Annotated in this window: 11 protein-coding genes; 5 read left to right on the top strand and 6 right to left on the bottom strand. The window is 66.0% G+C overall.

Going from position 1 to position 14,872, the window contains the following annotated elements; genetic code table 11:
- Window positions 1-47 precede the first annotated feature (47 nt).
- From WS62_RS07555 to WS62_RS07535, 5 genes are all read right to left on the bottom strand, one after another.
- Window positions 48-2,288 (bottom strand): polysaccharide biosynthesis tyrosine autokinase, encoded by a 2,241-nt coding sequence (locus WS62_RS07555; protein ID WP_066569637.1) that lies wholly within the window; start codon window positions 2,286-2,288, stop codon window positions 48-50.
- A 45-nt stretch (window positions 2,289-2,333) separates the two neighbouring features.
- On the bottom strand, window positions 2,334-2,768 hold the full coding sequence (locus WS62_RS07550; RefSeq protein ID WP_066487183.1) for a low molecular weight protein-tyrosine-phosphatase: 435 nt from the start codon (window positions 2,766-2,768) through the stop codon (window positions 2,334-2,336).
- A complete protein-coding gene (locus tag WS62_RS07545) occupies window positions 2,765-3,946 on the bottom strand; it encodes a polysaccharide biosynthesis/export family protein (protein WP_066569636.1) in 1,182 nt (393 codons plus the stop codon). Before WS62_RS07545 ends, WS62_RS07550 begins: the two co-directional genes overlap by 4 nt.
- A gap of 64 nt (window positions 3,947-4,010) precedes the next feature.
- On the bottom strand, window positions 4,011-5,078 hold the full coding sequence (locus WS62_RS07540; protein WP_066569634.1) for a sugar transferase: 1,068 nt from the start codon (window positions 5,076-5,078) through the stop codon (window positions 4,011-4,013).
- Window positions 5,079-5,301: 223 nt separating this feature from the next.
- Window positions 5,302-6,234, bottom strand: coding sequence for a helix-turn-helix domain-containing protein (locus WS62_RS07535; RefSeq protein ID WP_066569992.1), 933 nt, complete (start codon window positions 6,232-6,234; stop codon window positions 5,302-5,304).
- A gap of 443 nt (window positions 6,235-6,677) precedes the next feature.
- Here WS62_RS07535 and WS62_RS37310 point away from each other — a divergent pair, with 443 nt between their 5' ends.
- From WS62_RS37310 to WS62_RS07520, 4 genes are all read left to right on the top strand, one after another.
- On the top strand, window positions 6,678-7,124 hold the full coding sequence (locus WS62_RS37310; RefSeq protein ID WP_197422789.1) for a hypothetical protein: 447 nt from the start codon (window positions 6,678-6,680) through the stop codon (window positions 7,122-7,124).
- 28 nt (window positions 7,125-7,152) lie between these two features.
- The gene (locus tag WS62_RS07530) at window positions 7,153-7,725 is read left to right on the top strand and encodes a phosphatase PAP2 family protein (protein ID WP_066569990.1); all 573 of its coding nucleotides are present in this window, start codon (window positions 7,153-7,155) and stop codon (window positions 7,723-7,725) included.
- A gap of 370 nt (window positions 7,726-8,095) precedes the next feature.
- Window positions 8,096-9,301 carry a hypothetical protein gene (locus WS62_RS07525; RefSeq protein WP_066569988.1) on the top strand — a complete coding sequence of 402 codons (1,206 nt, stop codon included), beginning with the start codon at window positions 8,096-8,098 and terminating at the stop codon, window positions 9,299-9,301.
- A 43-nt stretch (window positions 9,302-9,344) separates the two neighbouring features.
- Entirely contained in the window at window positions 9,345-10,517 is a 1,173-nt protein-coding gene (locus WS62_RS07520) for a sialidase family protein (protein WP_066569633.1), read from the top strand.
- Between the two features lie 70 nt (window positions 10,518-10,587).
- Here WS62_RS07520 and WS62_RS07515 read toward each other — a convergent pair whose 3' ends face one another.
- The gene (locus WS62_RS07515; protein ID WP_066569624.1) at window positions 10,588-12,648 is read right to left on the bottom strand and encodes a hypothetical protein; all 2,061 of its coding nucleotides are present in this window, start codon (window positions 12,646-12,648) and stop codon (window positions 10,588-10,590) included.
- A gap of 354 nt (window positions 12,649-13,002) precedes the next feature.
- On the opposite strand from WS62_RS07515, the gene WS62_RS07510 reads away from it, so the two are divergent.
- The gene (locus WS62_RS07510; RefSeq protein WP_066569987.1) at window positions 13,003-14,667 is read left to right on the top strand and encodes a hypothetical protein; all 1,665 of its coding nucleotides are present in this window, start codon (window positions 13,003-13,005) and stop codon (window positions 14,665-14,667) included.
- Window positions 14,668-14,872: the final 205 nt, after the last annotated feature.

The following is a 14,872-nucleotide window of genomic DNA, read 5'->3' as shown; positions in this document are numbered from 1 at the left end:
CGATCCGACGGCGACCGGCATCGCATCCGCTTGCCCGCATGTCGGCGTCACGCATCCTGCTTCGCTCCGTATTCGTACGCGACGTAGCGATAGCCGCCGTACTTCGATCCGTACCCGTACTGGCCGAGGCGCGGATTGATCCCGTTGAACACGACGCCGCTCAGGCGCACGCCGTTCTGCGCGAGCCGCTTCGCCGATTCGGAGATCTCGCCGAGCTTCGTCGAGCCGGCGAGCGCGACGAGGAACGCGGTGCCCGCCGTCGCGGCGAGGATGCCCGTATCGGCCACAGCGAGCACGGGCGGCGAGTCGATCACGACGACGTCGTAGCGCTTCGAGAACGCATCGATCAACACCGGCACGCGCGCGTTGAGCAGCAGTTCCGCCGGATTCTTCGGCATCGTGCCCGTCGAGATGAAATCGAGTCCGTCGATTACGTCGCGATGCAGCACGTCGTCGAGCTGCACGGTATCCGCGATCAGCTCCGAAAAGCCCTTGCCGCGCGCGAGGCCGAGATAGTCGTTCAGATGCCCCTTGCGGATGTCGCCGTCGATCAGCAGGACGCGCTTGCCCGCCATCGTCAGGACGGCGGCAAGATTCGCCGATACGAACGACTTGCCGACGCCGGGCGCAGGACCCGCGATCACGACGACGTTGTTCTTCGCGTCGAGCATCGCGAACTGCAGCGCCGTGCGCAGGCTGCGCAGGCTTTCGACGGCCGGCTCGTCCGGATGCACGACGGACAGCAGCGACATCGCGCGCTCCCTGCGCTTCGCGCGCTCGGTCAGCACCCGCTGCTGTTCGCTGCGCGGCACGGTCGCATAGACGTTCAGACCCAGGCGGCGCTCGATCTCGTTCGGATCGGAGATGCCATGGAACAGCATCGACCGGCCGACCGCCGTCCCGCAGCCGGCGAGCACGCCGAGCAGCAGCGACGCGAGCGCGACGAGCGCCTTCTTCGGCTTGACGGGCACTTCGGGCACTGCGGCCGTATCGACGAGCCGCACGTTGCCGACCTTGCCCGCGCGCACGAGCTGCAACTGCTGCATGTTGTTCAGCAGCGCCGTGTAGAGATCGGTGTTGACCTTCACGTCGAGCATCAGCCGCACGATCTGCTGCTGCAGGTCCGGCAGACGCCTGATCTGCTGCTCGGCCGTGCCGCGATAGCCGTCGAGCGCCGCGATCTGCCGATTGATCGCGACGACGCCCGGGTGTTTCGGCGTGAAGCGCGACAGCAGCTCGTGCCGCTTCTGCTGCAACTCGAGCAGGCGCGTCTTCGCATCGGCGGATTGCGCGAGCGCGAGCTTCGCCTCTTCGGTCAGATCTACGGTGCCGTGCTCGTCGCGCAATTTCGTCAGGCGTGCTTCGGAATCGGTGAGTTGCCGCTTGAGCGTCGGCAACTGCCCGTTGAGGAACTCGAGCGATTGCGCGGCTTCCGCCGACTTGCGCTGGATGTTCTGCGCGATGTATTGCCGCCCGATCTCGTTGAGCGCGCTGCTGACGAGCTCGGGATCGGTGTCGCGCAGGCTCGCGACAACGACGTCCGATTGCTTGACGCGCTCCTGCACGTCGAGGTTGTCCTGCAGATCCTCGATCGTGCGCAACCGCGAGTTGCGCACGAGCCTGAACGTCGCGCCCGGCTGCGCGGCGACCGAATCGACGCGCAGCGCGATCGTCCCCCCGGCTGCCGGAAAGCGTTCGAGCTTGCCGACGACGCCTTCGACGCCGCGCTCGAGATCTCCGCCGTCGAGCCGATAGCGGCGCGCATCGAGCAGCGTCAGCTCGAACGCATCGCCTTCGAGCGAGCGCGGCACGTCGAACACCGCGACGTCGATGCGCTCCCGGCCCCACGCATAGCCGCCAAAGCCGGCGAAGCCCGGATTCGACAGTCCTTCGTTTCGGCGTGCGAGCCAGTTGCCGATGACGGGAAAGCGCTTCGGCTTCGCATCGATGAAGAGCGTCAGGTTGTCGACCGCGCGCGATACGACGAGCCGCGACGCGAGAATCTGCGTCTCGGCCGCCGCCGACGATTTCACGTCGAAGAGCGACGACACGTCGCCGAGCAGGCTTTTCGCGGCGGACGTGTCGGGGCTGTCCTCGACCTGGATCAGGATGTCCGCCTGATAGACCGGCTTGCTGAGCACCGCATACGCGCCGCCGATGACGAGACAGCCGAACGCGATCGCGGCGATCAGCCATCGGCTTTCGATCAGGATGTCGAGAATGGCGATGAAATCCGTATCGCCGTCGCCCTCGGCGGGCGCTTGTGTACCGGATGGATTGGAATTCATGTATCGGGATCTTGGGGATTCGGTTCCGCGCGTGCGCGCGGTCGTTCACACGAGCCGCAGCCGCGACAGCCAGCCGTTCACGCCGAGCTCGATGAGCCGTGCGGAACGCTCGAACACGAAGCGCGGTTGACGATAGGGATCGTGTACATCGAAGTTCTCGTGCTCGCCGATGCGAAACACCTTGCCGCGCGCGAGCGGATATTGATCCTCGACGAGCCGGCGCTGAGCGCGGTCCATCACGAGAATCAGGTCCGCCGACGCGCACTGCGCGCGGCCGAGCTGCTGCGCGCGATGCGCGGAGAGGTCGATGCCCCGCTCGCGCATCACGTCCTGCGCGAGCGGCGCGGCCGGCATGCCGACGAGCGCGTTGAAGCCCGCCGACGTGACCGTGCGGCCCGGCAACGCTGCGGCAAAGAACGCGGCCGCCATCGGGCTGCGACAGAGGTTGCCTTCGCAGACGACGAGAATCGATTCGATCATTTGGTCACGACCGCCGCGGTCAGGCCGGCGTTGATCGCCGGCAGCAGCAGGCTGAGCACGCGGCTGAACCGCACGAGAGCGTTGCCGTCGACGTAGACGATGTCCTTCGGCTCCAGCTCGAACTGGTTCGCGAGCACCATCGCGACGGGCGAACTCGCGTCGAGCCGGTAGACGTGCGGCTTCGCATCAAGCGAGCCGCGGATCACGTACATCTGCGCCGCATCGGCCGTCGACGCGTTCAGGCTGCCCGCCTGCGACAGCGCCTCGCTCAGCGTCAGCCGGCCGTTGCGCATCGGCAGCGCGGTAACCGGCTTGTTGACCTCGCCCATCACGAACACGCCGCTCTCGTCGCGCGGCGCGATGCGAAGCAGGTCGCCGTCCTTGAGGACGACTCGCGACGCATGGGTCCCTTGCGCGGCGCCCGACAGATCGATCCGCTGCTCGACGCCGTTGCGCACAAGGATCACGCGGCTCTGGTCCGCGCTCGCCGAGAAGCCGCCGGCGCGGCCCACTGCATCGTACAGCGTCATCGGAATGTCGTTGAGCGGCTGCGAGCCGGGCGTACGCACTTCGCCTTCGATGTAGACCTGCTTCGCGCGGAACGACGCGATGCGCACCGTCACCTGCGGGTCGCGAAACGTCTCCGCGAGCTTGCGCGCGAGCCGCGCCTGGACCTGCTCGGGCTTGAGACCCGCGACGGCGATGCGCCCCGCGTACGGATACTGAAGCGTGCCGTCCTGATCGACGACGAAGCCCGCCGGCGCATCGGCCGCGCGTGCGGTCGTCTGCTGCTGCGTGCCGAGCGCCGCCGCGAGCTCGGGATGATCCCAGACCGTGATCTGCAGCACGTCGCCGCGCCCGATCGTGTAGCCGGACGCCGGCGACGCGAGATCGGGCGCGCCGTGCGCGCCGCGCTGCGTATCGCGCAGCGTCCGGATCAGATTCAGGTCGATGTCCGTAATCGGAATCGACAACGGCTCGCCGCGCGGTTCACGGCCGGCTTCGGCCGACGCGCTCGATACCGGCACGTTCGCCGGCTGCTTCATCCGCATGCCGGGCGCGATGCCGCATGCACCGAGCGCCGCGCATAGCGGCACCCACATCGTCAACAAACGCACGCGTGCGCCGTACGTGCGTCTCGGCGGCGCGTCGCCGCCGGCTTCCCCCAGACTACCCATCTATACCTCGATCCACTTTCTGGTTCTGGCCTGTTCCGGCCGCCGATCGTCGCGCGGAAGGCATTCAATACGCGCCCGATCCGCGCAGGACCACGTTGACCGTCTTCAACAGGATGTACAGGTCGCGGCGAAGCGACCATTCCTTCACGTACGACACGTCGAGCGAAACGCGTGTCGCGTAATCGGTGTCGTTGCGGCCGCTCACCTGCCACAGCCCCGTCATGCCGGGCTTCGCCGCGAGGTAGTAGCGGACATCGTCGCCATAGCGCGCAAGCTCGGCCTCGACGATCGGTCGCGGCCCGACGAGACTCATCTCGCCCCTCACGACGTTCAGCAATTGAGGCAGCTCGTCGAGACTGCTGCGACGCAGGAAGCGGCCGATCCGCGTGATCCGCACGTCGTGCTTCAACTTGAATTCGCGCTCCCACTCCGCGCGCGCCTGCGGATCGCGCTCGAGCAGCGCCTTCAGCACCGCGTCCGCGTTCATCACCATCGAGCGGAACTTCAGGCACTTGAAGCGGCGGCCGTCTCGTCCGATCCGCACGTGTCCGAACACGGCCGGCCCGCCGTCGCGCTTGACGAGGAGCGCGATCACCGCAAGCACGGGCGACAGCGCGGCGATCAGGCACAACGCCGCGGCGACGTCGAACGCGCGCTTGACAATCCGCTTCGCGACGCCTGACGTCCTCATGCGTTGCGCGACGTGCCCCATCTGGTCGAACGTCGCGGCCTTCACCTTGCGGCTCGCGCGCTCGACGAGGCCGAAGATCGCGAGCGTGACCGCGCGAAAGATCAGCAGCCCGATGCCGCTCGTCACCGTCCAGTACACGAACCACGCGCTCGACAGGATCTGCGCACGGCGCAGCACGTACAGCAGCGCGACGGTGCCGCCCTGCACGACGAGCCAGGCGAGTGCGGTGCGGCTGATCAGATGCGCGGGCGAGCGTCGCTTCGACGTCTCGTAGATCCCGCACGCGGGAAAGACCGACAGCGACAGCGCGGCGGCGAACGCCACCAGCGATCCGTCGAAGATCTGCGCGTGCGAACTGCCGGACGCCTCGATCAGAATCGGGAGAAACGCGCCGATTACGATCAACGCAATGTCGACGACTCGGGGAAATAGCGCTGGCATAGGTGAACCTCGATTGCGTTTCGTCAATAAATTGTTTCGTACTTCTACATTCATGCCCGATATGCCCGCGTCTCGCACATCGCATCATCAATGAATCCGAACCCGAATTGACGGACGTCCGGCCTTCGTCGCCCGAAGTCGATCGAGCGTCGCCCACGGCTTCGCACGTGAGCGCGGCGAAACGCGGGTTGGGGATGAAACGACGGACGCGGCGTACCGCTTGTTATGAAACCGACGTGCTCAGGTGCGAGACGAAGTCGGTGCATGCGAGATCCGCGTCCGAGCCGCGGCTGCGCTCGATCGCGCGATATTCGGTCGGCGACATCGACAGATGCTGACGAAACAGCTTCGCCAGGCGATCGCCGCTGCCGAGACCGGTGCGCCGCGCAATCTTGTCGACCGGAAGATCGGTGTGCACGAGCATGTGGCGCGCGTGTTCGAGCCGGACTCTCTGCACGAACTCCGACGGCGTCACGCCGATCTCCTGCTTGAACCGCCTCAGGAAATTTCGTTCGCTCATCGCCGCTGCATGCGCGGTGTCGGCAATCGAAATGCGGTTTGCGCTGTTGTCGCGCAGTTGCTGGACTGACGCGCGAATCAGTTTGCTCGCGCGCGCCTCGCGCGACGCAAACGCCGACTCGGCAGGCCGTGCGTTCATCGCCGGACATAGGCACTCCGCGACTTCGTGCGCGGGGCCATCGCCGCAATCGTGCCGAATGATCGCCAACGCGGCCGAGAATGCCGCGCGTTCCGCCGCCGTCGGGCGGGATTTTCCGGAGGATGCGGCGCCGGATAGCATCGCGTCGATCGACAGGTCGTCCGCCGCCGCATCGCCGCGCTCGCGGTTCGCGAGTCCCATCAGGCGCTTCGTGCCGCTCGAGGCTCCGACATGGGCACGCGCGCAGCACAACCAATCGGATACCTTCTCGTCGTCGCGATCGACCGCATCCGGCTCGCCGATCGCGAAGATCGCATGCACGCTTTCGATCGCGCGCTCATGCAGCGGCTGGGTCCAGACGGGTATGCCGGACGACGAATACACCGCACCGCCCTTCGCCGACAGCAGCAGCATTTCGTAATCGCCGCCGGGTTCCGCGCCGGCGTGTCGAATGCGATTGGCGAGATTGAATATTTCCGCCATGCGACCCGCCTGCATCAACGAAAAGCTTTCAAACAAGACGACAGCGATTCCTTTTCGGTAGCACACGCCTCCGAAAGCTGCACCACGACTCACGTGTGCTCCCATCCGACCAATGTTGAACGCGCATTCCATCCCGCCGGCCCTTTCCACTCATCCACTCATTCGGCAATGTCCATTCTGCAGCGCATCATATTCCTTCAAATAGATGCAACAACCTTTCTGTCCGATTACGATGCAATGTTGGCGGATTAAATCTGGATGCCGATTCCGCCATTTATCCATCGCGTCAATTCGATTTGGCGCGAGCTTTGCGCCGAAAGGCGCTTGCGGGCTAGTCGATTTCGGACAATCATTCGGCAACCGAATCATCGCCTGCATGCGAAGCTGCCGATAAAGACGGCGGATTTGTGCGGGCGCCGCAGATACTGCACCCCATCCACCGTACAGGCGAATCCGGCGTGTCGTTCGGGTTCGATGGGTCTGCAGCTCCACCGCTTTCGCGGCCTCTCGTCACCACGCCGCGCGGTTATTTTTTGTCGGATGAATATGACGGAATCGCGCACCGGGAAGTGCGCCGCATACGTCGCCGCAGCGACGACTCTATCGAATTTATCTCCGGATCGCATGTCTTTTTACATTTGGAATTGATCTTCCATTACCGGTCCGCGAATATCGTTGCGTATTTTTTCGATATCGATCTCACACTTTTCGATAATGGGCGGCCGAAGCAAATTTCACATCGCGCACACTGGGCGCGGTCGACGCGGTTCGGCAATTTCATTTACACCCGCTATGTGCGCCACACGCATGAATTAACACGATGTGCGCCGATCGAACAAATGCGGCCACTGCATGCGCTTTCGTCGCACGAAACTGCAGCCATTCGCGTCATCCCTCTACAATAAGGCGTTTTTTCCCAAGCGAATGCAAGCAATGTGGTCTGCCATCAGCGATCTCGGCGATGCCGCCTTGACTCTTCCTCTTTCCGCTGTCTGCTGCGCGTGGCTCGGCCGCTCGTCGCCCGAGCGGCGTCACGCGATGTCGTGGCTCACGTTGCTCGCGGCGGGCATGCTCGTCGTCGGATTGACGAAGATCCTCTATGCGGGCTGCGGCGTGCAGATTCGCGCGATCGACTTCCGCGTCGTCAGCGGCCACACGATGCTCGCATCGGCGGTGTGGCCGATGGCGCTCCTGCTCGGCCTGCAATGGCTGCGCACGGACATCACGCTGACGGCGGGTCTCGCGCTCGCCGCGCTGATCGGCACGGCGCGCGTGTTCGACGAAGCGCATACGACGTCCGAAGTGATCGCGGGCTGGGCAGTCGGCACGCTCGTCACGCTGTCGTTCGTGCGCTGGAAGGGGACGCCGGCCGTATCGCCGCGCTTGCGGCCCTACGCGTCGGTTTCGATGCTGGCAGTGCTGGCCATTGCCTACGGCAGGCACGCGCCGATTCAGTCGGCGATCGAGCTGTATTCGCCGTTCCTGTGCCGTCAACTCCCATGGTGACCGGCGGCTGCGCCCAAGGTTAGGCGCCGATCGCCAACACCCTGTCTCAATCGGACAGGGGCGCGTGCGACGTCGCACGCGTCGCTATACTCCCAGGCACCGTGCCGCATCGATGCCCGAAGCGGGCCGACGACGTATTTCGCACTGCATGCGAAGCGCGCCGTCGGCGTATGACGCGTACGAAGACGCACGCGAAAGAGTCGCGCGACAGGCGTCGGCGGCACGCGCGACGGCAGTGTCCGTACCGAGTGCGTGCGTGCCGACGGCCTCGCCTCGGCAGCGCGCCGCGCGGCGCACGCGCGTTCGACGCGCCACCTTCGAGCGATGCAGTTCGGGGATGCGCGCGCCGCTCACGAACAACGGAGTTTCCATGCGACGCACGAGCGTTCCCACCCTGCTCTTCGCCGCCAGCGCCTGCTTCTTCTCGCTAAACGCTTTCAGCGTGCGCGCAACCTTCACGGCCTATGCGCTGATCGCCATCCTCGCACTGTTCCGCGCGCCGACGCTGTTCGCGCGCCAGCGCCGTCTGCCCGCCATCGCTGCATACTGGATGCTCAGCGTGAGCGTCGCATTCATCGTGTCGGCGTTCGGCGATTTCTACGCGAACTTCTACGTCAAGTTCGTGCTGATCGAAACCTACATCGCGCTCGCGTTCTGGTTGTTCGCAAGCGGCGTGCTGTCGATGCGCTCGCTCGAACGGACATGCGAAACGCTGATCTACGTGCACGCCGCGTTCTTCGTCGTTCAGCTCGGCTGCTACCTGATCTCCGGACATTTCATCGACTTCGACAGCTACGTTCGCGAAAGCGATTCGGAAGCGCTTTACGCGACGAAGGCGCTGAGCGACAGCCTCATCTCGATCCGCGCGCTCGGCCTCTACTCGGAGCCGTCGTTCTACGCGATGACGGTCGTACCCGCGGGCGTCGTGCTGCTGCTTGCGAAGCGGCGCATGACGGCGGCGGCGATCGTCGCGGTCGCGACCGCGCTGCTGTCGTTCTCGATCGCGGCAATCATCATCTGCGCGCTGCTGTTCGGCGTGCATTTCCTCGCAGGACGCACGCCGATCCGGATCAAGCTCGTGATCGTCGCCGTCGCGATCGCGATCGCGCCGGCGATGTACGGCGTGTACGACCAGCGCGTGAATCAATCCGCCGATTACGACGCGGTCGGCAGCCGCACGCTCGTGCTGCGCGAGCTGAGCGCGCGCGACGCGCTCGCCGACGTGTTCGGCACCGGCCTCTTCTGGGACGAGCGGAACAACGTCGGCAAGACGCATCTGCGCGGCTATCAGGTGCGCGACAGCTCGTTCTATGTGTATCTGCTGTTCAGCACCGGCATCGTCGGCGTCGCCGCGTTCTTCGGCACGCTGTTCATGCTGTTCCGTCAGCGCGGCCGCCGACGCTACCTGCTGTATTTACTGCCGCTCCTGCTCTTCAAGTTCCACGCGCTATACGGCATGCTGTGGCTCACGCTGTTGATGTTCGTCGTCGCCGCCGGACACGCCGAACGTTCGCCCGAGCGCCGCGAGCGGCCCGGTACCGGCCGGCTGAGCGCGACCGGCGCATCGTGCCCTTAGCGTCTGCCGCCGCGCGCGTGCCGATTCGCAAAGGAGAATATCGATGACAACCCGTTGGATGCTGGCCGGCCTGTTCTGCGCGTGCGTCGTTGCATCGTCGGCCGCTCAAGTGCCGCCTGCCGCGCCGCCCGGCAGCGTGATCGCGCACAGCGCGGCGGCGACGCGCGTGTTCCTCGGCTCGCCGTCGCTCGCGATCCTGCCGGACGGCGCCTACGTCGCGTCGCACGACATGTTCGGACCGTCGGCGCTGCCCGACGAGGTGCACGTGTTCGCGTCGCACGACGAGGGGCAGACCTGGGAAAAGCTGAGCGTCGTGGCAGGTCAATACTGGTCGTCGCTCTTCGTCGTCGACGGCGCGCTCTACCTGATGGGCACCGATCGCTCGATGGGCACGCCGGTGATCCGCCGCTCGACCGACGGCGGCGCGACATGGACGACGCCCAGCGACGCGCAGACCGGACGCTTCGCGCTTACCGGCCGCTACATCACAGGGCCGGTGCCGGTGCTCGTCGAGCGCGGCCGCGTGTGGCGCGCATTCGAAGTCATCGAAGGCGGCGACCTGCGCTCGCTCGTGCTGTCCGCGCCCGTCGACCGCGACCTGCTCGACACGCGCAACTGGCGCGCGACCAAGCCGCTGCCGTCCGACCATTCGTGGCTCGACAACAACTTTCTGGCGTGGGAGGAAGGCAGCGTCGTTTCGACGGGCGAGCGCGACCCGGCGATCGTGCTGCGCGTGAACACGAAGCACGGTCCGGAGATGGCGGCGCTCGTCCACGTGCGTGCGGACGGCCGGTCGCTGTCGTTCGATCCCGCGCGCGACTTCGTCGACTTTCCGGGCGGCGGCAAGAAATTCACGGTCCGGTTCGATCCCCGCTCGGAACGCTACTGGTCGCTCGCGAACGCGGTGCCGAACGCGGACGGCACGGCGAATCTCGAGCGCGTGAGAAACACGCTCGCACTCACGTCGTCACCCGATCTGCGCCACTGGACCGTCGAGCGCGTGCTGCTGCAAAGCGCGGACCGCCTGCGGCATGGCTTCCAGTACGCGGATTGGCAATTCGAAGGCGACGACATCGTCGCGGTCGTGCGGATGGCGTTCGACGACAGCGAAGGCGGCGCGCAGAGCCAGCATGATTCGAACTACGTGACGTTCGTGCGGGTGCGCGATTTCAGGCACGCGGCGTCGCCGAAGCGCGCCGAAAACGGTTCGCGTTGACGCCCGGCATGCGCCTTTCGTCATGCGATGCGGCACCGGCCGGCGCATCGCGCGCCGGACGTTGCCGAACTCAGCCGACGGCCACCGCGAGTCCTGCGTCCGCTTGCTGATTCGCGAGCGGCTCGATCCTGAGCGTATCGACGCGCACATTCGCCCCTGTCGGCACCCACACGCGAACCTCCAGATCGCTGATCGACGACGCAAGCTCGAAATCGAACTCGGCGATCGGCCCGTTCTTCTCGCCGGACGTCACGTCGTGCCGCATCAGCACCTGCGCGCCGCGATCCCACGTGACGTCCATCCAGCCGCCGTCCGGCGTGTCGCACCGGCCTTCGAGGCTCACGACGTAGTGTCCCGCCGGCAGCGACGCATAAGGCCCGAACAGCAGGAAGCCCTCTTGCCCGGCGCTTTCCATCGCCCCGGCTTCACGCAGACCGATCTGCGTATACAGCCGGATGTCGGCGCCTCGATAGACTCTCGCGACGCTCGCGTCCGTCACCGTGAATTCGAGCGACAGCGGCGTGAATCCATGCTCGTCGAACCCGCGCTGACCATCGACTGCCGGCATCGCGACGAGGCGATAGCGGCCGCTCGCGCTCGGCGCGACGATGCGCATCGGCAGCGCCAGCGCGTCTCCCGGCGCGACGAGATTGACGGGCAGCGGCATCGGCTCCAGCTCTGGCTCCGGAGCCGATGCGACGACCCGGCCGGCGTCGTCGAGCCAGCGATACGACAGGTGGATCGGATTCAGGCTCGAGCTGACCCAGGTCTGCGCCGACGCGTTTTCCAGGCACACGGGCAAATCGAATGTCTCGCCGACCGTCAGTTGGCCCAGCACCGCCTCGGTTTGCAGCCGGCCCGCGGTGTCGCGCAGCGTGACGGACACCACGTCGCCCACTCGCTGGCAGTCGAAATCCACGGGCAGGCTCATGTAGCCGACGCTCGGCGCCGCACGCGGCATCGCGACCTGGAACGGCACGAGCTTCTCGTAGTAGGCGAGCTCGTTGGTGCGCTCGTCGCGGCTGTCGGAGAACACGAATCCGGCCACGTACTGCCCGTCCGGCAGATTCGCGGCGAGGTAATAGCGCATGCAGTACGTCCCGCGCATCAAGCCGACGAGCGGCCGGTTCAGCAGCGAATTGCTGCTGCCGAACGCCCAGCGCTCGTCGCCGTCCATGATCTGGATGCCGATGCCCAGTTCGGCGACGTCGACGTCGATCGAGAACACGATCGAGAAGCGCAGGATCTGCCCGTGCGAATACGTATCGCCGCCTTCGAGCGTCGCCGACACGAGCGAGAACTCCGGCATCGAGTACGCGCGGCTCGTCACGGGCTCGTACGGCTGCCAGCGGGCGACCTCCCCGGGTGCGGCGACGATCGTGCGATGCGCACGCTCGCGCTGCCGGCGCTCGCGCAGCACGCGGTAGAACTCGATATCGAGCGCGTTCAGCGTTTCCAGGTGCTTGCGCAGCGACGGCGTGATCTGTCCGACGTCCGGCCGCACGCGCGTCGCGTTCACCTTGTCGATCCGCTGCGGCGCGGATAGTCCGATCAGTGCGGCGACGTCCGACAGAAACGCCGGCATCTCCTCGTAAAACCCCCACACGTCGTATTGCTCGACGCTCGCGAGGGCGGCGGCGATCTTCTCGTCGTCCGTGCGCGGACGAACGCCGGCAATCGCAGCGAAATGCTCGACGTACGGATTCCTGATGTCCTTGACGAACTCGGGTTCGAACGAGCGCTCGACCGATGCGCTGAAATTCTCGTCAGGATCGTCAGGCAGCGCGGCGAACCGCCCGGCCTGCTCCCAGAGCTCCGGCAACTGCTCGGCTTCGTGGTTATTCATCAGGAAAAAGAGCCATGAAATCGCGCGGTCGATCGGCTCGCGTAAGCATGTCAAATATTGATACCGCGGATCGAGCCCCGTCCCCTGAAACGAGATGTGGGCCGAAATGACCGAATACTCGCCGCCGTAGCGCCGAATCAAGTCACGATGTCTTCCGATCAGGTTCGGCGTCACGCAGCCCGCGCCCAACGCCTTGCTCAGCCACGCATTGACCGCCTGCCCGGCTGTCTTGGGCAGATGATCGAAAATGACGCGGCCAGCAAAAACCTGCCGTTGCTCCTTCATGGTGGGAAATCCCCTCTTATGTCGCCGCGAGCATTGATCTCGATTCTGCGAAATTCTGACATAAAAACTCGGCGTGTCATTTGTCGGAATCGCGTCGTTTTTCGCGAATGTCGCCGGCTCGCATCAGTCGGTCTCGATACCGCGACGGCATCGCGAAAACGGCGACCGCGCGCCCTGTCGGCACCAGCACCAGCACCAGCACCAGCGCCCGCGTGCGCGCCTGCGACGGGTCCCGCCGATGCGTGTCGACGGTCCATCGACATGTGGCTGTCCTATCATCACGAAGCGCCGTCGTCCCGCTCCGGATCGCGCGCCGCCGCGATCGCCTCCCACCCCGTGCACAGGAAGCGCAACATGACAAAAGCCGCTCTCGTCGCTCTCGCCGTGCTGGCCTCGCTGAGCGTGCTGCCCGCGCTCGCGGCGGCGCAGGCCGCCCCGTCCGCCGCGCTGCTCGCGGACAATCCGGCCGCGGGCAAGCCGCCTGCCACGGCCGGCCGCCCGCCGATCGACGCGCCGGCAGAAATGCGCTTTCAGCAAAAGGGCGCGGGCAGCGTGCCGCGGCCGCTCGCGGTGAAACTCGCGGACATCATCAACGGCGCCGATTTCGGGATGCGGTGCAACGGCTCGAACGACGACACGGCGGCGCTCAACCGCGCGCTCGCGTATGCGGCGAGCGTCGCGCCCGCCGTCGTGAACCTGCCGCTGTCGAGCACGCGCTGCGTGATCACGGGCACGATCACCGTGCCGGAGAACGTCGCGCTCGCCGGCGCCCGCGGGCAGCGCGCGAGCCTGTCCGCCGGCGCCGCGAACCTGAATCCGATGATCTCGCTCGCCGGCAACGGCTCGGCGATCCGCGACCTCTACATCGACGCGTCCGCATCGGGCGCCAATTCGCGCGGCGCGACGATCGCGGTCAAGAACGTCGTTGCGCCCGTGATCGCCGGCGTCTATATCCAGGGGCCGTTCGTCGGCATCGATCTGAACGGCAATCAGGCGCTCGTCGAGCAGACGATCGTCAACGGCGTCAAGGGCGCGGGCAGCATCGGAATCCGGGTCGGCGCGCTCACCGCGCACGCCGAGACGGTCGACGCGCGCATCGCGCACACGATCGTCATCGGCGATCGCGCCCAGCCGGGCGACGTCGCGATGCAGGTTCTCGACGCGGGCGGCCTCCTCGTATCGGAATCCGACATGCTTTTCACGAAGATCGGCACGCAGATCGTCCCCGGCGCAAATCAATGGGTCGCGTGGGCGAGCCTGAACAACACGTACGTCGGCGACACGAACGCCGTGAACGCACTCGAGATCGATACGGGCGCGCCGACCGGACGCGTCGAAGGTCTCGAATGCAGCGCGTGCTGGACCGCGTCCGCGCAGTCGGACAACATCCTGATCAAGAACACGGGCGGCGGGCTCGTATCGGAGATTCACTTCAACGGGCTGCGCAACTACAACGGCGCGTCGAACGGCGCGAACGTCAGGGCGGGCGCATTCGTCACGTTCGACGCGAGCCGCTTCTGCGGAAACGGACGCGGCGACGGCGCGGCGGCGAACATCGTGTACGGCCCGAGCGTGAGTTCGTATGCAGTGCGCGGCTCCGAGCTCGGCGGCAGTTGCGGCGGGCTCTTCAAGGCGGCGCCGCAGCACGGGATCGTGCTTGCCGGCGACAACGCGGGCGGGCTCATCAGCGGCAACGATTTCAGCGGCTCGAAGACTCCGATCGCGGGCGCACCGACGGGCAACAGCATCGTGTCGTCGAATCTCGGCATCGACACCGCGCCCGCCGCGATCGCGAGCGCCGCGACGCTCGACGTGCACACGGCGCCCGTCGTGATGCTGACCGGCAGCGCGAAGATCAGCACGATCAAACCGACGTGGAACGGGCGCGCGTTGAAGCTGATTCCGACGAAGGGCGCGGCCAGCTTCGCGACGGGCGGCAATCTTTGCAATGCGATGACGTCCGAGCAGAACGTGCCCGTCGATGCGTATTTCAACGGGCGCTGCTGGAATCTGAAGTGAGCGACGCGGTCGATGTGGCGTGTGCGCACTGTGCTCCGTGTGAGCAGCGCCGCTTGCGCGATCGTTCACGCAACGCAATACCCGTCGCCTTCGATGCGGTCGCATCGGCATCGCGCGCGATCGTGTCGATTGCTTGGCCATCCTTGAAAACCGTCGTCGGCGTGATGCACGCTGCATCGCGCGTTCGCCGTGCGCGAACGCCGCC

It is taken from the genome of Burkholderia sp. ABCPW 14, assembly GCF_001523835.1.
Taxonomy (GTDB): domain Bacteria; phylum Pseudomonadota; class Gammaproteobacteria; order Burkholderiales; family Burkholderiaceae; genus Burkholderia; species Burkholderia mayonis.
This window is presented reverse-complemented; position numbering and strand designations above follow the sequence as displayed.

Excerpts from the sequence above, each read along its gene's own strand:
- WS62_RS07555 (WP_066569637.1), bottom strand. The coding sequence starts at position 2,288 with ATGAATTCCAATCCATCCGGTACACAAGCGCCCGCCGAGGGCGACGGC.
- WS62_RS07550 (WP_066487183.1), bottom strand. The coding sequence starts at position 2,768 with ATGATCGAATCGATTCTCGTCGTCTGCGAAGGCAACCTCTGTCGCAGC.
- WS62_RS07545 (WP_066569636.1), bottom strand. The coding sequence starts at position 3,946 with ATGGGTAGTCTGGGGGAAGCCGGCGGCGACGCGCCGCCGAGACGCACG.
- WS62_RS07540 (WP_066569634.1), bottom strand. The coding sequence starts at position 5,078 with ATGCCAGCGCTATTTCCCCGAGTCGTCGACATTGCGTTGATCGTAATC.
- WS62_RS07535 (WP_066569992.1), bottom strand. The coding sequence starts at position 6,234 with ATGCAGGCGGGTCGCATGGCGGAAATATTCAATCTCGCCAATCGCATT.
- WS62_RS07530 (WP_066569990.1), top strand. The coding sequence starts at position 7,153 with ATGTGGTCTGCCATCAGCGATCTCGGCGATGCCGCCTTGACTCTTCCT.
- WS62_RS07525 (WP_066569988.1), top strand. The coding sequence starts at position 8,096 with ATGCGACGCACGAGCGTTCCCACCCTGCTCTTCGCCGCCAGCGCCTGC.
- WS62_RS07520 (WP_066569633.1), top strand. The coding sequence starts at position 9,345 with ATGACAACCCGTTGGATGCTGGCCGGCCTGTTCTGCGCGTGCGTCGTT.
- WS62_RS07515 (WP_066569624.1), bottom strand. The coding sequence starts at position 12,648 with ATGAAGGAGCAACGGCAGGTTTTTGCTGGCCGCGTCATTTTCGATCAT.
- WS62_RS07510 (WP_066569987.1), top strand. The coding sequence starts at position 13,003 with ATGACAAAAGCCGCTCTCGTCGCTCTCGCCGTGCTGGCCTCGCTGAGC.